The organism is Ornithinimicrobium sp. CNJ-824, from assembly GCF_001942405.1.
Classification (GTDB): Bacteria; Actinomycetota; Actinomycetes; order Actinomycetales; family Dermatophilaceae; genus Ornithinicoccus; species Ornithinicoccus kibberensis.
Genome location: NZ_MKKA01000006.1, coordinates 61,579 through 84,568 on the forward strand (window position 1 = coordinate 61,579; position 22,990 = coordinate 84,568).

Annotated in this window: 20 protein-coding genes and 3 pseudogenes; 15 read left to right on the plus strand and 8 right to left on the minus strand. The window is 73.6% G+C overall.

Features of this window, described 5'->3' with window-relative positions; all coding sequences use genetic code 11:
• Positions 1–23 precede the first annotated feature (23 nt).
• Complete coding sequence (locus BJF81_RS02790; RefSeq protein ID WP_075957061.1) at positions 24–416, plus strand: hypothetical protein; 393 nt, start codon at positions 24–26, stop codon at positions 414–416.
• Here the strand turns inward: BJF81_RS02790 and BJF81_RS02795 are convergent.
• Positions 382–2,802: an FtsK/SpoIIIE domain-containing protein gene (locus BJF81_RS02795; RefSeq protein ID WP_075957062.1), complete on the minus strand. Its 2,421-nt coding sequence runs from the start codon at positions 2,800–2,802 to the stop codon at positions 382–384. The two genes, BJF81_RS02790 and BJF81_RS02795, sit on opposite strands and share 35 nt — an antisense overlap.
• Positions 2,744–4,213, minus strand: coding sequence for an FHA domain-containing protein (locus BJF81_RS02800; protein WP_075957063.1), 1,470 nt, complete (start codon positions 4,211–4,213; stop codon positions 2,744–2,746). The genes BJF81_RS02795 and BJF81_RS02800 overlap by 59 nt, the downstream gene beginning before the upstream one ends.
• Positions 4,214–4,417: 204 nt before the next feature.
• Between BJF81_RS02800 and BJF81_RS02805 the strand changes: the two are divergent.
• Positions 4,418–5,646: pseudogene (locus BJF81_RS02805) on the plus strand (CpaF family protein).
• A gap of 214 nt (positions 5,647–5,860) precedes the next feature.
• On the opposite strand, the gene BJF81_RS20720 reads toward BJF81_RS02805, so the two are convergent.
• Positions 5,861–6,103, minus strand: a complete 243-nt coding sequence (locus BJF81_RS20720) for a hypothetical protein (protein WP_342447052.1) — start codon at positions 6,101–6,103, stop codon at positions 5,861–5,863.
• Between the two features lie 224 nt (positions 6,104–6,327).
• Between BJF81_RS20720 and BJF81_RS20725 the strand changes: the two genes are divergently transcribed.
• From BJF81_RS20725 to BJF81_RS02840, 7 genes are all read left to right on the plus strand, one after another.
• Positions 6,328–6,510, plus strand: coding sequence for a hypothetical protein (locus tag BJF81_RS20725; RefSeq protein ID WP_342447053.1), 183 nt, complete (start codon positions 6,328–6,330; stop codon positions 6,508–6,510).
• Positions 6,510–7,439, plus strand: a complete 930-nt coding sequence (locus BJF81_RS02815; RefSeq protein WP_075957082.1) for a type II secretion system F family protein — start codon at positions 6,510–6,512, stop codon at positions 7,437–7,439. Before BJF81_RS20725 ends, BJF81_RS02815 begins: the two co-directional genes overlap by 1 nt.
• Positions 7,440–7,521: 82 nt before the next feature.
• Positions 7,522–7,752 (plus strand): hypothetical protein, encoded by a 231-nt coding sequence (locus BJF81_RS02820; protein WP_075957064.1) that lies wholly within the window; start codon positions 7,522–7,524, stop codon positions 7,750–7,752.
• Positions 7,749–8,132, plus strand: coding sequence for a TadE/TadG family type IV pilus assembly protein (locus BJF81_RS02825; protein ID WP_075957065.1), 384 nt, complete (start codon positions 7,749–7,751; stop codon positions 8,130–8,132). Before BJF81_RS02820 ends, BJF81_RS02825 begins: the two co-directional genes overlap by 4 nt.
• A 50-nt stretch (positions 8,133–8,182) precedes the next feature.
• On the plus strand, positions 8,183–8,590 hold the full coding sequence (locus BJF81_RS02830) for a hypothetical protein (protein WP_075957083.1): 408 nt from the start codon (positions 8,183–8,185) through the stop codon (positions 8,588–8,590).
• Entirely contained in the window at positions 8,587–9,051 is a 465-nt protein-coding gene (locus tag BJF81_RS02835; protein WP_083663945.1) for a pilus assembly protein TadG-related protein, read from the plus strand. Before BJF81_RS02830 ends, BJF81_RS02835 begins: the two co-directional genes overlap by 4 nt.
• 77 nt (positions 9,052–9,128) lie before the next feature.
• Positions 9,129–9,794, plus strand: coding sequence for an HAD-IA family hydrolase (locus BJF81_RS02840; protein WP_237769979.1), 666 nt, complete (start codon positions 9,129–9,131; stop codon positions 9,792–9,794).
• A 39-nt stretch (positions 9,795–9,833) separates the two neighbouring features.
• On the opposite strand, the gene BJF81_RS02845 is transcribed toward BJF81_RS02840, so the two are convergent.
• Entirely contained in the window at positions 9,834–10,499 is a 666-nt protein-coding gene (locus BJF81_RS02845) for an arsenate-mycothiol transferase ArsC (protein ID WP_158068600.1), read from the minus strand.
• Positions 10,500–10,701: 202 nt separating this feature from the next.
• Between BJF81_RS02845 and BJF81_RS02850 the strand changes: the two genes are divergently transcribed.
• Positions 10,702–12,258, plus strand: a complete 1,557-nt coding sequence (locus tag BJF81_RS02850; RefSeq protein ID WP_342447054.1) for a nitronate monooxygenase — start codon at positions 10,702–10,704, stop codon at positions 12,256–12,258.
• Positions 12,259–12,271: 13 nt separating this feature from the next.
• Here BJF81_RS02850 and BJF81_RS02855 read toward each other — a convergent pair whose 3' ends face one another.
• On the minus strand, positions 12,272–12,826 hold the full coding sequence (locus BJF81_RS02855; RefSeq protein ID WP_075957068.1) for a DinB family protein: 555 nt from the start codon (positions 12,824–12,826) through the stop codon (positions 12,272–12,274).
• 63 nt (positions 12,827–12,889) lie between these two features.
• Here BJF81_RS02855 and prfB point away from each other — a divergent pair, with 63 nt between their 5' ends.
• The gene (gene prfB, locus BJF81_RS02860) at positions 12,890–14,002 is read left to right on the plus strand and encodes a peptide chain release factor 2 (protein ID WP_075957069.1); all 1,113 of its coding nucleotides are present in this window, start codon (positions 12,890–12,892) and stop codon (positions 14,000–14,002) included.
• 2 nt (positions 14,003–14,004) lie between these two features.
• A complete protein-coding gene (locus BJF81_RS02865; protein ID WP_075957070.1) occupies positions 14,005–15,468 on the plus strand; it encodes an aldehyde dehydrogenase family protein in 1,464 nt (487 codons plus the stop codon).
• 69 nt (positions 15,469–15,537) lie between these two features.
• Here the strand turns inward: BJF81_RS02865 and BJF81_RS02870 are convergent, their stop codons facing one another.
• The 3 genes and pseudogenes from BJF81_RS02870 to BJF81_RS02880 form a co-directional block, all read right to left on the minus strand.
• Positions 15,538–16,686, minus strand: a complete 1,149-nt coding sequence (locus BJF81_RS02870; RefSeq protein WP_342447055.1) for an ExeM/NucH family extracellular endonuclease — start codon at positions 16,684–16,686, stop codon at positions 15,538–15,540.
• A 935-nt stretch (positions 16,687–17,621) separates the two neighbouring features.
• A pseudogene (locus BJF81_RS20730) lies at positions 17,622–18,134 on the minus strand (lamin tail domain-containing protein); the annotation flags it as partial.
• 92 nt (positions 18,135–18,226) lie between these two features.
• The gene (locus BJF81_RS02880; RefSeq protein WP_342447056.1) at positions 18,227–19,786 is read right to left on the minus strand and encodes a M20/M25/M40 family metallo-hydrolase; all 1,560 of its coding nucleotides are present in this window, start codon (positions 19,784–19,786) and stop codon (positions 18,227–18,229) included.
• Between the two features lie 302 nt (positions 19,787–20,088).
• Here BJF81_RS02880 and ftsE point away from each other — a divergent pair, with 302 nt between their 5' ends.
• The 3 genes and pseudogenes from ftsE to BJF81_RS02895 form a co-directional block, all read left to right on the plus strand.
• Complete coding sequence (ftsE, locus tag BJF81_RS02885) at positions 20,089–20,784, plus strand: cell division ATP-binding protein FtsE (RefSeq protein ID WP_075957073.1); 696 nt, start codon at positions 20,089–20,091, stop codon at positions 20,782–20,784.
• Positions 20,781–21,704 (plus strand): permease-like cell division protein FtsX, encoded by a 924-nt coding sequence (ftsX, locus tag BJF81_RS02890; protein WP_075957074.1) that lies wholly within the window; start codon positions 20,781–20,783, stop codon positions 21,702–21,704. The genes ftsE and ftsX overlap by 4 nt, the downstream gene beginning before the upstream one ends.
• Positions 21,705–21,732: 28 nt before the next feature.
• Positions 21,733–22,990 (plus strand): annotated as a pseudogene (locus tag BJF81_RS02895) (hypothetical protein); the annotation flags it as partial.

Sequence of the window (22,990 nt, forward strand, 5' to 3'; positions counted from 1 at the left end):
GAGGCGCGCCTACGATGGGCGGCGTGAGCGCCGCCGACCCGACCCCCCGTGAGCGCTCGGCCGGGCAGGTCGCGGCCGCCCTGGTGGCCCTGGAGGCCCTCGTCCTGGCCGGGATCGCCGCGTTCTACCTCTACGAGCTGGCGATCGGCGAGGGGGACCTCATGATTGTCATCATGTCGGTCGTGACGATCGTCGTCTTCGTCCTCGGCCTGGCGTACACGGCCAAGGGCCTGTGGGCCCGGCACCCCCGCGCCCAGGCGCCGGCGATCGCGGCCAACTTCCTGCTCGTGCCGCTGGGGATCGCGATGTTCCAGTTCGCCCCCTGGTGGCTGGCCGCCCTCGTGCTCGCCGTCGGGGCGACCACCGTCGCGGCCGCCTTCCTCATGGGACGGCTGGAGGCCCGTCCGGCGCCCTGACCTGCACCCGGGTGCACCGGCCGCGCACGACGAGCACGCCCCGTCCGGGCACGCGGACGTCCCCGGTGGGCAGGTCTACGGCCAGCGGTGCGCCGTGACCCGCCCGCGACGGCTGGAGCACCAGGCCGGTCCGGTGGCGGCCCACGAAGGGCACCGCCCCGCGGAAGGATGAGGCGCACGCGGTCAGCTCCCCGCCGACGAGGAGCCGTCCACCGGTGCGCGCGGCCCAGTCGAGGACGACCTCCTCGGTCCGTGAGCCGACGAGCAGGTGCGTCTCGTCCAGCACCACGGTGGCGACCGGGCCGTCCAGGGCCACGGACAGGTCCTGCTCGTCCCAGGCACCAGGTCCGGGGACCCACAGCACGCCGGCGTGGAGGAGGTCCCGCGTCCCTCCGCCGTCCGCCTCCGTGCGTGTCCCACCGCCGGGCATGGCCGTGCCGGCCAACGTCGCGAGGGCATGGGTCACCCCCGAGGCCGGGGGACCGAGCACCAGCGCGGACCCGGTGGGCAGGGGGACCGCTGCGGCCTCGTCCCCGCCGACGGCCCACGGTCCGTCCGGGGGGAGGTGGCGCGGGAGCGGCCTCAGGCGCGGCGGAGGATCGCCCCGGGGCGGTTCCACGTCGTGCCCGCCGGCCGAGGGGAGGACGACCTGGGCGACGAGCCCGTCCCGGGTCCGCACGGCCCGGCCGGGCGGGCGCTGCCCCGGCACCTGCGCCGGCCGAAGACCGGCGGCCACCACGTCGGTCGGGTCGTGGGTGGGCAGCAGCCAGGTCTCCGGCACGTGCCGCGCGACCGTTCCGGCGACCAGCTGGCGGTCGCCGGTGAGGATCACCGAGACCCCGACGGCAGGCCCGTCCCGCAGGAGCCGTTGGGTCAGGTCGCGCACGTCGTGACCGCAGTCCTCCTGCTCCTGCACCCAGCGGTCCCACCCGTCCACCACGACGACGACGGGCGAGCTCCCGGCAGGGTCCTCCTGGCGGCGTCGCTCGACGGTCCGGCAGAGGGCACGGAGCACCGCGGTTGCGTGCGCGGGGTCGTCCGGTCCCACCCACGCACGCAGCCCGGGATGCCGGGCGACCTCCGTGCCGTCCAGGCCCCGGGCCGGGTCGACGACGTAGACCCAGACCGGACCGGCCGCGGCGAGGAGCGCCCGCGCCGCCGTCGTCCGTCCGCTGCGGGGTGCCCCGACGAGGGCGACGTGCTCCGTGGCGCCCCAGGTCAGCGCCTCCCGGGACTGGTGCTCGGGCCGGTCGGCGAGCGCCCACGTGCCGGGGGCCGGCGGGTCGAGCCGGTCGGGCAGCGGCGGGCACCACACCGGCCGGGCACGACCCACCGGGGTGCCGCCGTCGGGCGCCTCCTCCGCGGCGCGGCGGGCGAGTGCGACGAGGTCCTCGACCGGGTCGGGAGGAGAGGGGCGCAGCGGCGGCCCTTGCCGTCCGGTCCCGTCAACCCCCGTCACGGCCCGCCACCCGGCCCAGACGTCGGGCACCTCACGCACGACGAGGCCGGTGCGGGCGGGGAGGCGGGGGCCGGGCCCCGCGGCGTGGTCCGCCCGCCGCGGTGGCCCGACCTGGACCGCCTGGAAGGCACGGGGCGGCCCGGACCCGGTCCGCATCAGCGCGACGCCGGGGCGGTCCTCGGGCAGGAGCGCGGCGTCCGGCACCTCCAGGACGTCCAGGCTGTCGGGCACGTCCCGGACGCGGAGGGCCACCCGCAGGTTGACGTTCGCCCGCAGGTCGGGGGTGACCGCACCGGCCGGACGCTGGGTGGCCAGCACGAGGTGCACGCCCAGGCTGCGGCCGACGGTCGCGACGCGCACCAGCCCGCCGAGGAAGTCCGGCATCTCCTCGGCCAGGACCCGGAACTCGTCGACCACGACGAGCAGCCGGGGGACCGGTCCGTCGGCCCCGACCACCGCGCGCAGGCCGGCCTCCGCCAGCACCCGTTCACGGCGCCGGAGCTCGGCCTGCAGGGAGACGAGGACGCGTTGCGCCAGGTAGGGGTCCAGGTCGGTGACGAGCCCGACGGCGTGCGGCAGCCGCGCCAGCTGACCCAGCGAGGAGCCTCCCTTGTAGTCCAGGAGGAGCACCCCCAGCCGGGACGGGGGACAGGTCAGGGCGAGCCCGGCCACCAGCGTGCGGAGCAGCTCGGACTTGCCCGCACCCGTCGTCCCGGCCACCAGCGCGTGCGGGCCGTCCCGGACCAGGTCCACGGCCACCGGGCGGCCCTGCCCGTCGGTGCCGACGGGCACCGGCAGACCAGGGAGGTCGCCGGAGGCGGCCCAGCCTCGCCGGACGTCGGCGGCCCCGGACGGCCAGGGGAGGAGGTCACCGAGCGCGGCGTCCCCCGCGCCGGGGCGCCGCCTCCACGGGGAGGTCCTCGTCATGGCCGCCGAGCACGCGCGCCAGGTGGCGGGCGCGTGGCAGGTCGAGCATCGTGGGGACGAACGGGACGTCGGGGTCGCCGGGCCGGCGCAGGACCGCGTGCGCGGCGTCGTGCACCTCCACCCTGGCGTGCCCGGCCGGGGCGTCCCGGACGTCGTCGACCAGGGCCACGTCCTGGCCCCACCGCAGCTGCAGGGGTCCATCCTGCGACGCCGGGCGGGAGTGGGGCAGCCAGGCGAGCAGGTCCCACGGCCCGGGCGGCGTCGCGTCGGGGTCGAGCAGCACCGCGAGGGCGGACGGCGGATGGGTCGTGGCCGCCTGCAGCAGCAGGGACCGGACCAGGCCGTCCCGGAGCGGGGACGGTCCGACCACGACCAGCGGCCTGCCCAGGTCGAGGACGAGCGGCGCGTCGTCGTGGACGCCCGCCCGGCCGTCGAGGCGCACCGCCGACGCGCACCGGGACCGGCCGAGCACCACCTCGAGCGGCTCCGTCACCCTGGCCCACAGCTCGGTGGAGACGGTCGGCAGCAGGGTGGCGACGACCCCGCCGAGGCCGGGGTGCCGGGACCGCAGCCGGGCCAGGTCGGCCTCCGTCGCGCGCCGGTGCTCCCGGGCCACCGCGCCGACGTCCTCGAGGTGCCGGGCGCAGGCCGCCCGGTGCTCCGTCCGGGCCCTGCGCCGTTCCCCCAGGTGGTGGCCGAGCATCATCGCCGGCGCCATCAGTCCGAAGAGGAGGAGGAACGGCATCCGCAGGACCGCCGCGAGCACCACGGAGGCCGCCAGGGGAAGCCCCCAGGCCCAGGCGCTGGGCGGGTGCACGACCGGTGGCTCCGGCGGCGAGGGGGTCGTCAGGTCCGCACCAGGTCGGTCGGGGACGGTGCGCGGCCACGGTCTGACGAGCGAGCGGCCGCCCCAGGGGCGCACGGCCGCCGGGGCGCACGGCCGCGTCAGCAGCCTCAGCCGGGAGCCGCCGACGATCAGGTCGCACCCGGGCGGCCAGCGGCGCGTCCCGTCATCGTCCTCGCGTCCGGGGGACCAGCGCAGCCCGTTCGTCGACCCCAGGTCGTCCATGACGACACCGTCACGGTCGAGGCGGACCCGCAGGTGGCGCCGGGACAGGCTCCGGTCGTGGATCGTCAGGTCGCACGAGGGGTCCCGGCCCACGCTCACCCAGGCACCGGGCACCAGGGGAACGCCCGCCCCCGCGTCCGGGCCGTCGGCGACGACGACCCTGGGCAGGGGAGGTGGGGGAGCCGGGACCGGGGCCCCCACGGCATACCCGTGCAGGGGCTGGTCGGACGGCGGGACGGGACCCTGCCGGCCCAGCTGGGCATGGACCTGCGCCGCGGTGACCCCGTCCGCCCCCTCGACCACGGCGTACCGGGGTCCGGGGCGGCCCGGCAGGGTGATCATCGCTCGCACCGGGACATGGTGACGTCGGCGCGGGGTCCACCGGGCCGGCCGTCCACAGGACCGGCGTTGTCCACAGATTCGGTTCGGGTTTGGTCAGGCTTTGGCAAAACCTCTTTACAGTCGAGGCCCGTGGTTGGTCGCATGGTCCGCGCGTGGGCCGGTGGCCCCGGGACGACGTTCGCGAGCGACAGGGGGAGGCAGTCCATGCAGGCCACCGCCGTGCACGACCTCGAGGAGGACGTGCGTGAACTGATCCGCCGTCGGCGGCTCGATCCCACGAGGGACGAGCTGGAGGTCCGGGACCTCATCGGCGAGGTGCTGGACGAGTACGACGAGCGCGCGCTCCTCGGGGCGCTGGAGCCCCTCGGCGACCGGAGGGAGGTGCGACGGGCGCTGCTCGAGTCGGTGGCCGGGTTCGGACCGCTGCAGCCCTACCTGGACGACCCCTCGGTCGAGGAGATCTGGATCAACGAGCCGCACAAGGTGTTCGTCGCACGGCACGGCCGTCCGGAGCTGACGCCCACGTTCCTGACCGAGCAGCAGGTGCGGGACCTCGTCGAGCGGATGCTGCGCAGCTCGGGGCGACGGGTCGACCTGAGCAGCCCGTTCGTGGATGCCTCCCTTCCGGACGGCAGCCGTCTGCACGTGGTCATCCCGGACATCACCCGCCGGCACTGGGCGGTCAACATCCGCAAGTTCGTCGTCGCCGCTGACGACCTGTCCGACCTGGTCCGCCTCGGGAGCCTCACGCAGGCCGCTGCCGACTTCCTCGCGGCCGCCGTGGCCAGTGGCCTGAACATCCTGGTGGCCGGGGGCACCCAGGCCGGCAAGACCACGATGCTCAACTGCCTGGCCGCCGCCATCCCTCCCCACGAGCGGGTGGTGACCTGCGAGGAGGTCTTCGAGCTGCAGATCAACCAGCGCGACGTGGCCGCGATGCAGTGCCGGCAGGCCGGTCTCGAGGGGACCGGCGAGGTGCCTCTGCGGCGGCTGGTGAAGGAGGCGCTGCGGATGCGGCCGGGCCGCATCGTCGTCGGCGAGGTCCGCCAGGAGGAGAGCCTCGACCTGCTCATCGCCCTCAACAGCGGGCTGCCGGGCATGGCCACGGTCCACGCCAACAGCGCGCGGGAGGCCGTGACGAAGATGTGCACCCTGCCCCTCCTGGCGGGGTCCAACGTGTCGGCAGGCTTCGTCGTCCCCACGGTGGCCTCGTCGGTGGACCTGGTGGTGCACCTGGCATGGACGCCGACGGTCACCGGAGGGTCCGCGAGATCGTGGCCCTGCCGGGGCGGGTGGAGGGGGACGTGGTCGAGACGGCCGACATCTTCGTCCGGGTGGGGCAGGACCTGGTCCGTGGGGACGGGTTCCCGCCGCACCCCGACCGGTTCGCCCGGGCGGGCCACGACCTGGGCCGGCTCCTGGGGAGGGGCTGATGGAGGGGGCGTTCTGGGGGCTGCTGCTCGGCCTGGGCCTGGCGAGCATCTGGTGGTCGTTCTGGCCCCGGGAGGTGGCGCCTGCCCCCGCCGCAGGGCAGAACCGGCTGGACCGGCTGGGCGACGAGATCGTCCTGGCCGGGATCCGAGGGCTGGGACCGAGGACCTTCCTGGGCTCCACGGTCGTGGTGGCGCTCCTCGTGCTGCTGCTGGCCTACGCCCTGACCCGGGTGTGGTCGGTCAGCCTGTGCTTCGCGGTGATGGCCGCGTGGGCGCCCTTCGCCGTGGTCCGCGGGCGTGCCCGGTCCCGTCGGAGCACCTGCGGGAGGTGTGGCCGGATGTCGTGGACCACGTCCACTCCGCGGTCCGGGCCGGGCTCGCGCTGCCGGAGGCGCTCGTCCAGCTCGGGGAGCGAGGCCCCGAGGAGCTGCGTCCCCAGTTCCTGGAGTTCGGCCACGACTACCGGGCGACCGGCCGCTTCTCCGAGTCCCTCGACCGGCTCAAGGAACGGCTCTCCGACCCCGTGGCCGACCGGCTCGTGGAGGCCCTCCGGCTGGCCCGCGACGTCGGCGGCACCGATCTGGGGCGGGTGCTCCGCGCACTGTCCTCCTTCCTGCGGGAGGCGCCCGGGCGCGGGCCGAGCTCGAGGCCCGGCAGTCCTGGACCGTCAACGCCGCCCGGATGGCGATGGCCGCCCCCTGGGCCGTGCTCCTGCTCCTGGCCACCCGCGGCAGCACCCTGGAGGCCTACGGCACGCCGGCGGGCGCCGTCGTGCTCGCCGTCGGTGCGGGCGCGAGCGTGCTGGCCTACCGGCTCATGCTCACGATCGGGCGGCTGCCCCAGGAACAGCGGGTGCTGCGGTGATGCTGCCGGCGTGGTGGGGCGCGGTCCTCGGTCTGGGGCTGGGGACCGGCGTCCTGCTCCTCTGGGCCGGGCTGCCGGTGAACCGGCGGGTGGACCTGGCCGACCGGATCGAGCCCTACCTGGACCGCGCGCCCCGACGCTCCCGGCTCCTGCGCCTCGACGATCCCCGGCCCTGGCGCCTCGCCGACGTCGCCGCCCCCCTGACACGCCGCGCGGCCACCCTGCTCGACCGGGCCCTCGGCGGGACCGGGTCCGTCCGCTCACGGCTGCACCGGGCAGGCCTGCCCGCCGACGTCGAGGCCTTCCGCACCCAGCAGGTGCTCTGGGGGATCGGAGCCTGCGTGCTGGCGGCAGCCCTCGGCTCGGTGCTGTGGTGGACCAGGGGAGCCAGCGTCGTGGCCCTCACGGTCCTCGTCGCCTGCGCGTTCCTGGGCGGGGTCGTGCTGCGCGACACGGCCCTGACCCGCTCGGCGAGGCGCCGGGAACGGCGGATCATGGCCGAGTTCCCCGCCGTGGCCGAGCTGCTGGCCCTGTCGGTCACCGCCGGTGAGGGCACGGTCCAGGCGCTGGAGCGGGTGACCCGGCTCTCCTCCGGCGACCTCGCCGCCGAGCTGGAGATCTGCCTGGCCGAGGCGCGCACGGGAGCACCGCTGCCCGAGGCGCTCCAGGCCCTCGGGCGCCGCACCGGGCTGGGGCCGATCACCCGGTTCGTCGACGGCCTGGTCGTGGCCATCCAGCGGGGGACGCCGCTGGGGGAGGTGCTGCGTGCCCAGGCCGCCGACGCACGCGAGTCCGCCCGCCAGTCCCTCATCGAGGAGGGTGGTCGCCGCGAGATCACGATGATGGTCCCGGTCGTCTTCCTCGTGCTGCCCGTCACCGTGCTGTTCGCCGTCTTCCCCGGAGCATCGATGCTCCAGATCACGCTGTAGACCCGCCCCGTCGGGCCACCCCGACGGCACACCACCACAGCCGCCGCCGTGCGGACGACCGAGAGAGAAGGACACCGAACCCATGAAGCGATCCACCACCCTCCGCAGCCACGGCAGCCCGGGGTCCGTCGGCGCCCGAGGTGCGCTCGCGGACCGCGTGCGTGCGTGGGCCGCCGAGCCGGAACGTGGCGACGTCCCCGGCTGGGTCCTCATCACCATCATGACGGCGGGTCTCGTGGCGGCACTGTGGCTCGTCGCCGAACCGCTGCTGACCCAGCTGTTCACCACCGCCGTGACCAGCGTCGGGACGTGACCGGGGGCCCGTCGGACCGGGGCGCCGCCGTGACCGAGTTCGCCCTCCTCGCGGGGATGGTCTCGGTGCTCCTGCTCGCGGCGGTCCAGCTCGCCTTCGCCCTGCACCTGCACAACACGGCGACCGCCCACGTCGTGGAGGGGGCCCGCCACGGTGCCCGGGCCGACGCCGGGCCGCAGGACGGCGCCCACCGGGCCCGGGAGCTCCTCCGGGACAGTCTCCCCGGCACCAGCGGGGTGGCGGTGTCGGCCCGGCGCACCGCCGCCGACGGGGTGCAGGTCGTCGAGGTCAGCGCCTCGATGGCCCTCCCCGTGCTCGGCCCGTTCGGCCCGGCCGACCGGATGGTGGTCACCGGGCAGGCCTACGCGGAGGACCAGTGAACGGCTCCGCGGGGTCGTCCGGCCGCGCCTGGGCGCCGGACCGAGGATCGATGACCGTGGAGGTCGCCTTCCTCCTCGTGCTGCTGGTCGTGCCGCTGTTCTACCTGGTGGGCACGGTCGGACGCGTCCAGGCGGGGGCCTACGCCGTCACGGCCGGGGCGAGGGAGGCGGGGCGCAGCTACGTGACCGCCGACTCCGTCGACGAGGCTGCGGGGCGGGCCGAGGCGGCGGCCGGCCTGGTGGCCCGGGCGCACGGATTCGCCCCGGGGGACCTACGCCTGGGTCTGGCCTGCGGCGGGCCCGGTTGCCTGGAGCCGGGCGGCGCCGTCGTCGTGGACGCGGTCGTGGAGGTGCCCCTGCCGCTCGTGCCCGACTTCATGGTCGGCCGGGTCCCCTCGACCGTCCGGCTCACCGCCCGGCACACCGAGCCCGTTGACGAGTTCCGGACCCGAGGATGAACGCCGGACGGGTGGATCCCGAGGCCGGGCAGGTCAGCATCCTGCTGGTCGGCCTGGTCGCGGTGGCGCTCTCCGTGGTCCTGGGGGTCGTGGGCGTCACCTCCGTCCAGCTGGCGCGGATCCACCTGCTCGACGCCGCGGACGCGGCCGCGCTGGACGCCAGCGACGCGCTGGACGAGGCGACCGCCTACTCCTCGGGCGTGGGCTCGGGGGTCCCGCTCACCAGCGCCGGAGTGGCCGAGGCCGCCCAGGCCCACCTGGCCTCCCGGAGCCTGCCGTCCCGACTGACCGGGTGGCAGGTCGCACCCGGCACCGGCACGCCGGACGGGCGGACGGCGGTGGTCGTGCTCACCGGGGCGCCCGGATCCCGGTCCTCACCCCGGTGCTCTCGACCTTCGGGGGCTCGGTGCCGATCACCATCACCTCGAGGGCCCGCAGCGACCTCGAACCCTGACTCGTGACGCCTCGCAGGAGGTATGCCGTCCCCGCGCGGCCCGCGCGGCTCGAGCCGCCCGTCGGCGCCTGGGAGGATGGGCCCGTGCCTGCCACCACGGTCGACCTGACCACCACCGTCTTCGAGGCCGTCCTGTTCGACAACGACGGCACCCTCATCGACTCCCGCGGGCCCGTCGTGCGGGCCTGGACCGCCTGGGCCGAGCACCACGGCATCCCCCTGGAGCAGCTCGTCGGCTTCCACGGCGTGCCCAGCCGGGGGATCGTCTCCCGCGTGGCGCCCCACCTCGACGTCGACGCGGCCACGGCCGACATCGACCGGCGCGAGCTCGAGGACGCCGTGGGCGTGGTCGCGCTGCCGGGGGCCGGGGACGCGCTCGCCGCCGTGGGCGGGCGCGCCGCGATCGTCACCTCGGCCGGTCGCGACCTGGCCGTCCTGCGGCTGGACGCCGCCGGCCTGACGCCTCCCGCGGCCTTCGTGACGGCCGACGACATCACCCGGGGCAAGCCCGACCCGGAGCCCTTCCTGCTGGGCGCCCGGAAGCTGGGCGTGGACCCGGCCCGCTGCCTCGTCGTCGAGGACGCACCGGCGGGCCTGCAGGCCGGTCGGGCGGCCCGGGCGGCCACCCTCGCGGTGACCACGACGAGCGAGGTCCACGAGCTGGCGCCCCTGGCCGACGCCGTGGTGCGGGACCTGTCGCAGGTCACGTTCCGGCTCGTGGAGCACGGCGTGCGGGTGGAGCTGGCCTGACCCCGGTCGGTCACGTCCGGGGCAGGTGCTCCACGACCGTCAGGACGCGGCCCGGGCTGTCTCCCGACCGTCGACGACCGGCACCTCGAGGTCCGCGAGGAGGGCGCGGACCCGCTTCTCCAGCTCGTCGGCGATGCGCCGGGCGGTCTGCAGGTCCTGGGCGTAGGGGTCGTCGACGTCCCAGCGGAGCACGCGGCGCCCGGCGTGGTCGACCTCCTCCTGGCAGCAACCGATGAGCACGATGACGTCCGCGGCGTCGAGGGCGTCGGCGTGCACGGTCTGGGGAAGGGGGTTGCGCAGCTCGATGCCCCGCTCGGCCAGGACGGTCACCGCGTGCGGGTTGAGCCGGCCCGTCGGGTGGACGCCGGCCGACCGCACGAGCACCCGCCCGCCGGAGAGGTGCTCGGCCAGGGCCCCCGCCACCTGCGAGCGGCCCTCGTTGTGCTCGCACACGAACAGCAGCTTGGGCAGCGGGGAGAGCGGCCGACCCTCGGCGCGGGCGGTCGCGAGCAGCTCGTCGCGGGCCCAGTGCTCCAGGAGGGCGGGGATGAACTCGGGGTGGCGCCCGTTCTCCTCCAGCTGCCGCCGCCCCCGGGCGACCACCTCGGCCACCTCCTCGGCGCTGAAGCCTGCGGCGAAGCGCTCGGTCAGGTCGCGCTGGACCCGGCGCAGGGTGTGCTCGTACATGGGGCTGCGCGCCTGCATGTCGCACCTCCGGTCAGGTGAACAACTGGTGAACATCAAGTGTACGCCAGGATCGGCCAGCAGGTGGGAGGTTCGCGAGAGGGAGTCCGCTCCGTCGGGCCCCGTCGTCGGGGGCGACAGGCCCCAGCGACCTACGTTAACGTAACCTACGGAACCGAAACCTACGCCTGCGTAGGTACCCGACCCGAAGGTGACCCCCCGCATGCCCGCAGTCGCTGCCGCATACCCCCGTCCTGCCGAGCCGGCCCCCGCCGCGCCCTCAGGCGCGCCCGAGCCCGCCGCCCAGCCGGGACCGGGTGGGACCGGGCGGCGCCGCCCCGTCGTCATCCAGGGCGGGATGGGGGTGGCCGTCTCCGGGTGGCGCCTGGCGCGCCAGGTCTCCACCGCCGGCCACCTCGGGGTCGTGTCCGGCACCGCGATGGACGCGGTCCTCTCCCGCGTGCTGCAGGACGGCGACCCGGGCGGGCACTACCGGCGGGCGCTCGCACATTTCCCCTCGCAGGCGATGGTCGAGCGGGTGCTGGGCAAGTACTTCATCGAGGGTGGTCGCCGCCCGGGCACGCCCTACAAGCCGATCCCCAAGCTGACGCTGCAGACGGCGCGCGCCGGTCAGGAGCTGGGCGTGCTCGGCAACTTCGCCGAGGTGTGGCTGGCCAAGGAGGGGCACGACGGCCTCGTGGGCATCAACGCCCTGGAGAAGGTGCAGATGGCCACCCCCACCGCCCTGTTCGGCGCGATGCTGGCGGGCGTCGACTACGTGCTCATGGGCGCGGGCATCCCGCGGGAGATCCCCGCCCTTCTGCGGGCGCTGGCCGCCGGGACTCCCGGACGGATCAGCGCCGACGTGGCCGGCGGCACGCTGCGCCGCCACGTCCAGGTCGACCCGGTCGACCTGCTGGGGGAGGACCTGCCCGCCCTGGTCCGGCCCGACTTCCTGGCGATCGTCTCGGTCGACCAGCTCGCGTCCTACCTGCACCGTGACCCGGACATCCGGCCCGACGGCTTCGTCGTCGAGCGTCCTCCGGCCGGCGGCCACTCGGCCCCGCCCCGCGGCAGGATGCAGCTCGACGAGCACGGCGAGCCCGTCTACGGCGCCCGCGACGAGGCCAACCTGGAGAAGATGGCCGCGCTGGGCCTGCCGTTCTGGCTCGCCGGCGCCTTCGGGACCCCCGAGCGGGTCGCCGAGGCCGTGGCCTCCGGCGCCGTCGGCGTCCAGGTCGGCACGCTGTTCGCCATGTCGACCGACTCCGGGCTGGCCGACGGCGTGCGGGCCCAGATGCTGGACCGGCTGCGGGCCGGGGAGCTGGACGTGCGCAACGACCCGCGCGCCAGCCCGACCGGCTTCCCCTTCAAGGTGGCCACCCTGGAGGGCACCGCCAGCCAGGTCGAGGTCTACGAGGCCCGCCCGCGTCTGTGCGACCTGTCCTACCTGCGCCAGCCCTACGAGCGCGAGGACGGCGAGATCGGCTACCGCTGCGCCTCCGAGCCGGTGCACATGTACCTCAAGAAGGGCGGCGAGCCCGAGGACACGGTCGGACGCAAGTGCCTGTGCAACGGGCTGATGGCCAACATCGGGCTGGGGCAGCACCGCAAGGACGGCTACGTCGAGGACACCCTCGTCACGCTGGGGCAGGACCTCGAGGGCGCGCAGGTGCTCATCCAGCGCCATCCCGAGGGGTGGACGGCCCGGCAGGCGCTGTCCTACCTGCAGGAGGCGGTCGCCACCTCCGCGTCGGGCCGCCTGGTGGCCATCGCCTGAGAGGCGCCGCCGCTCACTCCCCGGTCTGCCCGTCGACCAGCTCCCGCAGCAGGTCGGCGTGGCCGTTGTGCCGGGCGTACTCCTCCACCAGGTGGGTGAGCAGCCACCGCAGGGTGACCTGCTCCTGGCCGTCCCAGGCGGGGTAGGTCCGGTCCAGGGCGTCGGGGCCGCGCCCCAGGAGGTCGGCCACCACCGCCCGGGACCGGGCCACCGAGCGCTCCCACCGGGCCCTGACCTCGTCGGCCGGGAGCGTGTCCGCCGAGGTCCACGCCCGCACGAAGTCGGACCCGTCGTCGGAGCGCTGCCACTCCTCCGGCATCGGTGTGCCGGCGGCGCCCGAGGCGAAGTAGAAGTCCTCCACCCAGGCCAGGTGGCTCAGCAGCCCGCCCAGCGTCAGCCGCGAGGGGTGGGCGTCCAGCCTGCGCCGCAGTCCGGTCTCGTCCAGGGCCCGGGTCTTCCACCCCAGGGTCGCGCGCTGGAACTCCAGGAAGCCCAGCAGCGTGGCCGCCTCGTCGGCCACCAGCGGTGGCTCCGGTCGACCCTGGTCGTCGGTCCGGTTCTGCTCCATGGGCCCGAGGGTATGCCGTGGGCGGGTCGGTCCGCCCGGTCCGAGCGCGTAGGCTTGACCCTCGTGGCAGTCGACTTCGAGAACGAGATCAAGCAGCTCCGCGCGACGATGGCGTCGGTGCGGGACGTCACCGACCTCGACCGGCTGCAGGAGCAGATCACCGAGCTCGAGACCGAGGCGTCCTCGCCGAACCTGTGGGACGACGTGGACCACGCGCAGAAGGTGACCTCCTCGCTGTCCCGCGCCAAGGCCGAGCACGACAAGGTCACCGGCATGGACGCCCGGATCGACGACCTCGAGGCGCTGGTGGAGCTGGGCCAGGAGGAGAGCGACGCCGAGACGATGGTGGAGGCCGAGCGCGACCTGGCCAGGTTGCGCAAGGACGTCGAGCAGCTGGAGGTGCGCACCCTGCTCAACGGGGAGTACGACGAGCGCGAGGCCGTGGTGACGATCCGCGCCGGCGCCGGGGGCGTGGACGCCGCCGACTTCGCCGAGATGCTCATGCGGATGTACCTGCGCTGGGCCGAGCGGCACGACTACCCCACGACCGTGCTGGACACCTCCTACGCCGAGGAGGCCGGGCTGAAGTCGGCCACCTTCGAGGTCAAGGTGCCCTACGCGTTCGGCACCCTGGCGGTCGAGGCGGGCACCCACCGGCTCGTGCGGATCAGCCCGTTCGACAACCAGGGGCGTCGGCAGACCAGCTTCGCGGCCGTCGAGGTCATCCCGCTCATCGAGTCCACGGACAGCATCGACATCCCCGAGAACGACCTGAAGATCGACGTCTTCCGCTCCTCCGGCCCCGGCGGGCAGTCGGTCAACACCACCGACTCGGCGGTGCGGATGACCCACATCCCCACCGGCACCGTGGTCTCGATGCAGAACGAGAAGAGCCAGATCCAGAACCGGGCCGCCGCGCTGCGCGTGCTCCAGTCCCGGCTGCTGCTGCTCAAGCAGGCCGAGGAGGCCGCCGAGCGCAAGGAGATGGCCGGCGACGTCAAGGCCAGCTGGGGCGACCAGATGCGCTCCTACGTCCTGCACCCCTACCAGATGGTCAAGGACCTGCGCACCGGGCACGAGGTCGGATCGACCAACGCGGTCTTCGACGGCGAGATCGACGACTTCATCGAGGCCGGGATCCGCTGGAAGCGCGGCCAGGAACGCGCGCAGGACTGATCGTGACCGTGACCGTGACCGCGCCCGACCTCGCCGCGCTGCGGCATACCGTGACCTCGGGGAGCACCGCGGGCCTGGACTGGCGCCGCGCCCAGCTGGGCGCGCTGCGCCGGCTGCTCGTCGAGCACGAGGCCGAGCTCGTCGAGGCCGTCGCCGCGGACGTCGGCAAACCGCGGCTGGAGGCCCGGCTGACCGAGACCTACGTCAGCGTCGAGGAGATCGACCACCTGCTGGCCCACCTAGAGGAGTGGACCGCGCCCCGGCCGGTGTCGCTGCCCCTGACCCTGCGACCTGCCCGGGCCCACGTGCAGCTGCAGCCCAAGGGCGTCGTGCTGGTCATCGCGCCGTGGAACTACCCGCTCAACCTGCTGGTCTCCCCGGTCGCGGGGGCCCTGGCGGCCGGCAACACCGTGGTGCTCAAGCCCAGCGAGCACACGCCCCGCCTCGCCGCCCTGGTCGAGCGCCTGGTGCCGCAGTACTTCCCGGCCGACGTCGCCCGGGTCGTCACCGGCGGCGTCGAGGAGACGACCGCCCTCCTGGAGCAGCGGTTCGACCACATCTTCTTCACCGGCTCGGGCCGGGTCGGGCGCATCGTCATGCGCGCCGCGGCCGAGCACCTCACGCCGGTGACCCTCGAGCTGGGCGGCAAGTCCCCGACGTTCGTCGACGACAGCGTCGACCTGGCCGTGGCCGCCCGGCGGATCGTGTGGGGCAAGTTCACCAACGCCGGGCAGACCTGCGTGGCCCCCGACCACGTCCTGGTCACCCGCACGGCCCGGGACCGCATGCTCGCCGAGCTGGTGGCGGCGGTGCACGAGTTCTTCGGCGACGACCCCCGCAGGAGCCCGGACCTGGGGCGGATCGTCGGCGCACGGCAGCACGCCCGGCTCGTCGAGCTGCTCGAGGGCGCCGGCGGCACCGTGGTCGTCGGCGGCCAGCACGACGCCGACGAGCGCTACCTCGCCCCGACGGTGGTCGCCGACGTCGACCCGGACGCACCGATCATGCAGGAGGAGATCTTCGGCCCGGTCCTGCCGGTCGTCACCGTGGCGGACCACCAGCAGGCCATCGAGCAGATCGCCTCGCGCGACCATCCGCTGGCGCTCTACGTCTTCTCCGAGCGCGAGGAGGTCAGGGAGGCGTTCACCCGCCGCACCACCTCGGGCGGCATGGCGTTCGGTGCCACCGTGGTGCACGTCGGCGCGGCCCAGCTGCCGTTCGGGGGCGTGGGGGCCTCGGGCATGGGCAGCTACCACGGGCGGGCGTCGGTCGAGGAGCTCAGCCACCACCGGTCGGTGCTGGACAAGCCGTTGGGCCCGGACACCCTGCGGGTGCTCTACCCGCCCTTCGACGGGCTCAAGGGCCGGCTCGTCGCCGCCGCGACCGCCCCCGGCCGGGCCGCGCGACCGGCCGCCGTGGTCCGGGAGGGTATGCAGAAGGTGCGCGGCCTGGTCCGGCGCGGCTGACGCGCCGACGGGCGGCACCCGGTCTGGGTGCCGCCCGCCGGTCCATGCCGGGAGGGGGCTTGACGGTCGTCAGTTACCGCCCTTTCCCTTGCCGGGGTTGGGCTTGTCCCGTCCCTTGTCGTCGCCCTTGCCCTTGCCACGGTTCCCCGTGTCCAGGCCGACCAGGGTCGGGTCGTGGTCGGAGCTGGCGAACTCGTGGTCACGGTAGAAGTCGGTGACGTTGTACAGACGCCGGCTGTACTGGAACGCGATCGACTCGTCGCCGTTGATGTCCCACACCGCCGCGCCGGTGACCAGACGCATGGCCTCCTCGTTGGCGAAGATGTGGTCCAGCGAGCCCAGGCGACCCCCGAACTGGTAGGTCGCCGAGGCCGGCTCCGCGGTCTTGGCCGTGTTCGTGTAGCCCGCGGCCTCGATGATCTGGACCGGGGTCTCCCTGCTGTAGGCGTTGAAGTCACCCATGAGCAGGACGGCCTCGTCCTCGTACATCTCCTCCGTCCACGCGGTCAGCGCACGGGCCTGCTCCTCGCGGGAGGGGTTGGCCCGGCCCTGGCCGGTGCCGTCGTCCTCGCCGGAGCCCTTGGACTTGAAGTGGTTGTTGATCGCCACGAACGGCTTGCCGGTCCGGACGTCCTTGAACTTCTGCGCCAGCGGGTAGCGGGCGTTGGCGAAGGCGTCGTCCAGCAGGATCTGGGAGCTGCCGAGCAGCTGCACCGTGCTCGGGTCGTAGATGAACCCGGTCCGGATGATGTCCTCGTTGCTCGGCACCTGTCCGACCGGCGAGGGCACGAAGGCCCACCGGGTCCGGCCGGCGTCCTCGTTCAGCGCCTCGACCAGGGCCGCCATGGCGGTGTCACGCGGCAGGTCCTTGTAGGACAGGGCCGAGTTTGCCTCGATCTCCTGGAGGCCCAGGACGTCGGCGTCCATCTTGTTGATGGCGGTGACGATCTTGGCCTGCTGGTCCTCGAAGCTGTCCTGGTCGTAGGCGCCGCGGACCTCGCACCAGTTCGCCGCGACCGGGTCTTCGTAGATGTCGGTGTACGCGTCACAACCGGGCTCGTCCTCACCGAGGTCGCTGAAGTAGTTGAGCACGTTGAATGCGCCCAGCTGGAGGTTGCCGCCGACCTCGGGCACGACATACTCCCGGTCGTCCTCGGAGACGATCGGGTCGTTGACACTGTCGGCACCGACGACCTGACCGGTGGCTGGTAGTTCCACTGGAAGCGGTAGTCCAGGATCACCGGCTGGTCGAAGGTGACCTGCGAGGCGGTGCGGTGCGGCTCGTCCTGCGCCAGGTACGGCAGCGGGGAGAACTGGGCGGTGCTGTTGCGCAGGTAGTCCCAGCTGGAGCCGTCGTCCAGGGTGATGTACTTCGCCTCGTTCATGGCCTCGTAGGCGATGGCCTCCGGACCCGGCTCGACGACGTCGGTGGCCTGATAGAGCGGTTCCTCGCCCATGGCCAGGCCGATCTGCCCGTACTGGTTCAGCTGGTAGTTGTTGGTGATGGTGTAGGCGCCCTCGGGGTGCACGAGCATCCCCTCGTAGACCTCCTTCTCCGCGTCCGTGGCCGGGAGGGTGTCAAGCGGGGTCGCGGTGACGGGCGCACAACCGCCGTCGATCTTCTCCACCCAGGCATCAGACAGCTCGGTGAGACCGTTGTACTCGATCGCGGTCGCCTCCACGTCGACGCAGTCACCGATCTCCAGGGTGCGCCCGGCATAGCCGTTGTAGACGAAGATGCCGTCCGACGCGTCCTCACCGGGCACCTTGGCGGTGCCGCCGGTGCCAGGCGTCTGGATGTAGACGCCGTTGAAGCCTCCGGTGGGGTAGACCGCCGTCACGACCCCGGTGGTGATGACCTCCTGATCGAGGTACGGAGTGGTGTCGCCCGTGCCCTGGATCTCGGCGATGGTCGCCTTCACCGGCTCCGGCGGGGGCTCCGGCTCGCCGCCACCACCGCTGTTCTGCGGCGTCGGGGTCCCGCTCGTGAAGTCCGCTGCGTTGTCGTCCGTGTCGATGCCGTCGGTGCGGCTGGCCGAGGTGGTGTTGCTCAGACGCGGCGCAGTCCCTGTCCCCTCGAAGATGGAGGCACTTCCGTACCCCACTGTGTCGACGACAGCCCCGTCGGTGTCGAAGAGACGGACGATCCCGTTCGTCCCGGACATGGTTGCCCCGCACGTCGCATCCGGGGCGGGCAGGGCCTGCGTGCCACCGCTCCCCGCCGCCTGCTGAGTCAGGAAGTGGTCGCCGGGGGCGACGCTGCCCGCCAACACGCACGTGTTGTTGGAGCCTCCAGGACCTCCGGCGGAGGAGTAGTACTGAACCGTGTAACCGGTGAGGTCGATCTCCGTGTCGGTGCCGTTGAACAGCTCGACGAAGTCGTTGGTCCAGGTGGCGCCGGAGTTGCCACCGCCGCCGTAGACCTCGTTGATGACAAGGGTGGTGCCGGCCGCGTGCGCCATGGGCGCGAGAGTGACCAGGCCGGTGAGGGTCAGGCTGGTGCCGGCCGCTGCGGCCAGCCCTCGCCTGAGGCGTGTCGTGAGGTGCATGCTGCTCTTCTCCGTCGAAGACAGGACCGCCAGCACCGGGCGAAGGTGCCTGGGCAGTCGGGGACGCGGCCACGCTACCGCTTGATGGTCCGGTCCCGGCTCATCCTCTGGGACCATGTCGCGCCGAGTCTCCGTGCCGGGTCGGACGCACTGGCGGGGCCCACGCTGCTGCGTGAACCCCGCCGTCGTGCGGTGTCGTGCCGAGCCTGTCAGGCGGCCTCGCGGGCGTCCTCGACCGGCATGGGTCCCCCGGGGTGCGGCTTGCCGGACTTGCCGGCGCTGCGCTTGCCGTTGACCTCCGAGGTGTCCTGGGCCAGCGACAGCGTGGCGTGGGCGATGGCGTCGCTCATGATGTCCAGGGCCTCGGGGTTGACGTTCGACAGGTCGTCCGCCGGTGTGTGGTAGTTCGGGTCGTAGGTGATGCCGGCGGTGCCGCCGAACATCTCGACCTCCTCCTCCGTCTTGGTGCCGTCGGCCCCGGTGAACAGGCCGGAGCGGATCCCGGCCGCGATGAAGGGCTGGTAGTCGGAGCGCCCGGAGAACATCGTGTCCACCCATGGCTGCCCGATGGAGTCGAAGTAGTCGGTGAAGACGTCCTCGGTCTCGATGGACCCGTCGGGGACCTCGACGGGTGCCGCGTAGGTGGACTCGTCGGCGTCGTAGACCCCGATGACGTAGTTGGGGGAGCCCACCATGTCGAAGTTGAGGTAGGTGGCGATGTCGTCGAGCGAGTCGGGGTCGTTGGCGTACAGGTCCTCGACGTAGTGCCACGACCCCAGCAGGCCGTGCTCCTCGGCACCCCACCAGGCGAACCGGACCTGGTTGTTGAGCTTGTTGACCTCGGCCAGCTGGACGGCGGTCTCCAGGATCGCCGCGGAGCCCGAGCCGTTGTCGTTGATGCCGGGGCCGTCGTCGACGCCGTCGAGGTGCGCGCCGACCATGACGACGTTGTCGGGGCGACCCTGGGGCGTCTCGGCCAGGACGTTGAAGGTCTCGACCTCCTCCAGGACCGTGTCGATCTCGACGGTGACCGTGACCGGGCCGTCGCTCATCGCCTCGAGCAGCCCCTGGCCGTCGGCTTGGCTGATGCCGGTGACGGGCACGTAGTCCTCACCGGGGTCCCCGAGCGTGCCGTTCAGGGCTCCGGCCGCGTTGTTGTAGATGATCGCCGCCCCGGCCCCGGCGGTTGCGGCGTGCTCCGTCTTCTGCGCGAACGAGCAGGCTCCGCGGCCGACCAGTGCGATGCTGCCGGCGGGGAAGCCGGTCCAGTCGCCCACGTCGCAGCCGGTGGCGACGGAGGGTGCTGCGAGCGTGCCGGTGAACGAGCCGCTGGGGCTGTACCTCATGACGATGTTGTCCATCGCCCCCAGCGGGGGGTCCTCGACGGTCAGGTCCCCCTGCCGCACCGAGAACTGCTCGAAGGTGAAGTACTGCCGCTCCGTCTCGTAGCCGGCGGCCTCCAGCGTGGACTCGACGTAGGCGGCGCTGGCCTCGTAGCCGTCCGTGCCCGCTGCCCGGTTGTCACCGTTCTCGTCCGCGATCCGCTGGAACTCCTCCAGGTGCGCCCAGACGTTGTCGAGGTCGACCGCCTGGGTGATCTTCTTGCTCGTGTTCGGGTTGCCGTGGTTCTCACCGCCCTGGCCCTTGGCCAGGGCCGGCGCTCCCATGCCGGCGAGGACGACGGCGGCCGTCGCCGTGACGGCCAGCGTGCGTCGGGTGGTCCTGCGGCCGAGCCGCGCGGCCCGGTCGTCGATCTTCCTGGTGCTCACGTCGTACGTCTCCTTTGACGGGTGGAAGGCCCGCGGAACGACCGCGGGTCCTGTCGCAAGGTAGGCACCCGCGGCCCCCGGTTCCAGGGTCTTGACCAACTCCTGACCGAGTCCTGAACGAGGCCTTACCCGGTCACGACCGCTCCTTGACCCGACCCTGGACGGGCCCGATCCCGACGGTCCCGGCGAGGGTCCTTGGTCGACCCGCCTCCCTCGGCTACCGTGATCGCCGACCACCCGCCCGTCACACACGTTCCCCCAGTCCCAGCAGCACCGCATACCGCCCCCTGGAGCCCGTCCGCGTGATCACCCTGGAGAACGTCAGCCTGCGCTACGCCAAGGGCGACCCCTGGGCGCTGCGTGACGTCGACCTCGACGTGACGCGCGGCGAGTTCTGCTTCGTGGTGGGGCAGTCGGGCTCGGGCAAGAGCTCGCTGCTGCGGCTGGTCATCGTGGAGCAGGCACCCACCTCCGGGCGGGTGCTCGTGGCGGGGCACGACCTCGGCGAGCTGCCGCAGCGTCGCGTGCACCTGCTGCGGCGGCAGATCGGCACGGTCTTCCAGGACTTCCGGCTGCTGTCCGGCAAGACGGTCGCGCAGAACGTGGCCTACGTGCTGCAGGTGCTCGGTGCCCGGCGGCACGAGATCCGCCAGCGGGTGCCCGAGACCCTCGCGCTCGTCGGCCTGCAGGACAAGGGTCGCCGGCTGCCGCACGAGCTCTCCGGCGGCGAGCAGCAGCGCGTGGCGATCGCCCGGGCCATGGTCAACAAGCCGCCGATCCTGCTCGCCGACGAGCCCACCGGGAACCTCGACCCGGACACCAGCAGCGAGATCGTGGCCATCCTCGACCGGATCAACCGGGCGGGCACGACCGTGCTCATGGCCACGCACGACACCTCGATCGTGGACCAGTTCCGCAAGCGGGTCGTCCAGCTCCACGAGGGCCGGGTGGTGCGCGACCAGGCCGAGGGCGGCTACCGGCAGGTGGTGGCGCCGTGAGACCTGGGTTCCTGCTCGGCGAGATCGGCAACGGCCTGCGCCGCAACGTCTCCATGGTCGTCTCCGTGGTCCTGGTGACGATGGTCTCGCTCTTCTTCCTCGGCATCGGCCTGCTCGCCCAGCAGCAGGTCAGCACGGCCAAGGGCTTCTGGTACGACAAGGTCGAGGTCTCGATCTTCCTCTGCACCCCGGGAGCCACCGAGGTGGCCTCGTGCAGCGAGGGCGGGGTGACCGAGGAGCAGCGCGAGCAGGTCAGGGCGGACCTGGAGGGCCTGAGCCCGCTGGTCACTGAGGTCTTCTACGAGTCCAACGAGGAGGCCTACGAGCGCTTCCGCGAGCAGTTCCGCAACAGTCCGGTCATCGACTCCATCCCCCAGGAGGCGATCCCGGAGTCCTTCCGCGTCAACCTCTCCGACCCCAGCCGGTACGAGGTGATCCGGGCCGCCTTCGAGAACGCCCCGGGGGTGGAGAGCGTGGAGGACCAGCGCGAGGTCGTGGACAAGCTGTTCACCTTCCTGGGGGTCCTCAGCGTCGGGGCGCTGGCGCTGGCCGTGGCGATGGTGGTGTGCGCCGTCCTGCTCATCTCGACGACGATCAGGCTCACCGCCTGGACCCGGCGGCGGGAGACGGCGATCAAGCGGATGGTCGGGGCCTCTGCCTTCTCCATCCACCTGCCCTTCATCCTGGAGACCGTCGTGGCGACCCTGCTCGGTGCCGCGCTCGCCGTCGGTCTGCTGTGGGCCACGGTGCGCTACGGCGTCACCGGGTTCCTGTCCGAGCTGCTCGCGGGGGAGAGCGGCCTGATCAGCCTGGTCGGCGAGCGCGACCTGTGGCTGATCACCCCGTTCCTGGTCGGTGGGGCACTCCTGCTGGCCGTGGTCACCGCGTGGTTGGCCCTGCACCGGCACGTGCGGGTCTGAGCCCGTGGACAGCACGAGGAGAAGCACGATGAGCGGTTCGGTCCACCAGTCCCCGGTCCGGGGGCGCCGTCGGTATTCAGCCACCCGGGTCCGCGGGGTCCTCGCCCTGGCGCTGGCCGGCGTGATGGTCGCCGGCCCCGCCCTCGCCGACGACCTCGACGAGATCCGTGACCGGATCGAGCGGGTCGAGGCGGAGGAGGAGCGCAAGCGCCAGGCGGAGGAGCGCTCCCGCACGCAGGCCGCCGAGCTCGACGAGGAGCTGGACCACACGAGCGAGGAGCTCGTGGCCGCCAGCGAACGGCTCGACCGGACCACCGCGCAGGTGGAGGCGGCCCGCGTGGCGCTGGCCGAGGCCGAGGCCGACCTGGCGGACGCGGAGGCGGAGGCCGGGCGCATCGAGACCGAGCTGGGGCTGGCCCGGGCGGACGAGGAGCAGATCCGGGAGCGCCTCGACGCCAACGAGGCGGAGCAGGCGCAGAGCCGGGAGACGGTGGGGGCGATCGCCCGGGAGAGCTACAAGCAGGGGGGTATGGGGTCGCTCGCCTCCACGCTCGAGCTCCTCTCCGGGGAGTCGGACGCGGTCGACGAGATGTCGATGGCCCGCACCGTGCTCCGGGTGCAGGACCAGCAGATCCGGGCGCTGGCCGACCAGGAGGCCCAGCACGTGGTCGAGCAGGACCGGCTCGCCGGGGTGCGCGACGACATCGCCTACCTGCTCGCCCGGGCCGAGGCCGTGGTCGTCGCCAAGGAGGAGGCTCGCGCCGAGGCCGACGCCGTGCGGGCCGAGCTGGAGGAGCTCGAGGCACGACAGGCCCGGGAGAAGGCCGCCCTGGAGGAGGAGAAGGCCCGCGTGGCCGCCGAGCTGACGGAGGAGCAGCGGCGTTCCGACGACCTGGCCGCCGAGCTGGCCGACCTGGCCGAGACCCGGCACGGGCTCAAGGCGGACGAGCAGGCCGAGGTGGAGCGGATCGCCGAGGCCGAGCGCCAGTCCGCCGAGGAGGCGGCCCGTCGCAAGGCCGAGGCCGAGGCCGCGCGGAAGGCCGAGGAGGAGGCGCTGCGCAAGGCCGCCGAGGAGGAGGCCCGGCGGAAGGCGGCGGAGGAGGCCGCGGCCCAGCAGGCGGCCGACGAGCGGGCCCGGCAGCGGGCTGCCGAGCGCGAGGCCGAACGGCAGCGCCAGGCCGAGGCCGACGCGCAGCGCCGTGCCGACGAGCAGGCCGCCGCGGAGGCCCGGCGGAGGGCGGAGGCGGCGGCGCAGGAGGCCGCGGCCGCCGAGCGGGCCGCGGCAG

Bases quoted from the DNA above. Each gene is read 5' to 3' on its own strand.
- BJF81_RS20725 (WP_342447053.1), top strand. From the start codon at position 6,328: ATGGCGATGGCCGCCCCCTGGGCCGTGCTCCTGCTCCTGGCCACCCGC.
- BJF81_RS02835 (WP_083663945.1), top strand. From the start codon at position 8,587: ATGAACGCCGGACGGGTGGATCCCGAGGCCGGGCAGGTCAGCATCCTG.
- BJF81_RS02795 (WP_075957062.1), bottom strand. From the start codon at position 2,802: ATGACGAGGACCTCCCCGTGGAGGCGGCGCCCCGGCGCGGGGGACGCC.
- BJF81_RS02815 (WP_075957082.1), top strand. From the start codon at position 6,510: ATGCTGCCGGCGTGGTGGGGCGCGGTCCTCGGTCTGGGGCTGGGGACC.
- BJF81_RS02800 (WP_075957063.1), bottom strand. From the start codon at position 4,213: ATGATCACCCTGCCGGGCCGCCCCGGACCCCGGTACGCCGTGGTCGAG.
- BJF81_RS02820 (WP_075957064.1), top strand. From the start codon at position 7,522: ATGAAGCGATCCACCACCCTCCGCAGCCACGGCAGCCCGGGGTCCGTC.
- BJF81_RS02845 (WP_158068600.1), bottom strand. From the start codon at position 10,499: ATGCAGGCGCGCAGCCCCATGTACGAGCACACCCTGCGCCGGGTCCAG.
- BJF81_RS02850 (WP_342447054.1), top strand. From the start codon at position 10,702: ATGCCCGCAGTCGCTGCCGCATACCCCCGTCCTGCCGAGCCGGCCCCC.
- BJF81_RS02830 (WP_075957083.1), top strand. From the start codon at position 8,183: ATGACCGTGGAGGTCGCCTTCCTCCTCGTGCTGCTGGTCGTGCCGCTG.
- BJF81_RS02855 (WP_075957068.1), bottom strand. From the start codon at position 12,826: ATGGAGCAGAACCGGACCGACGACCAGGGTCGACCGGAGCCACCGCTG.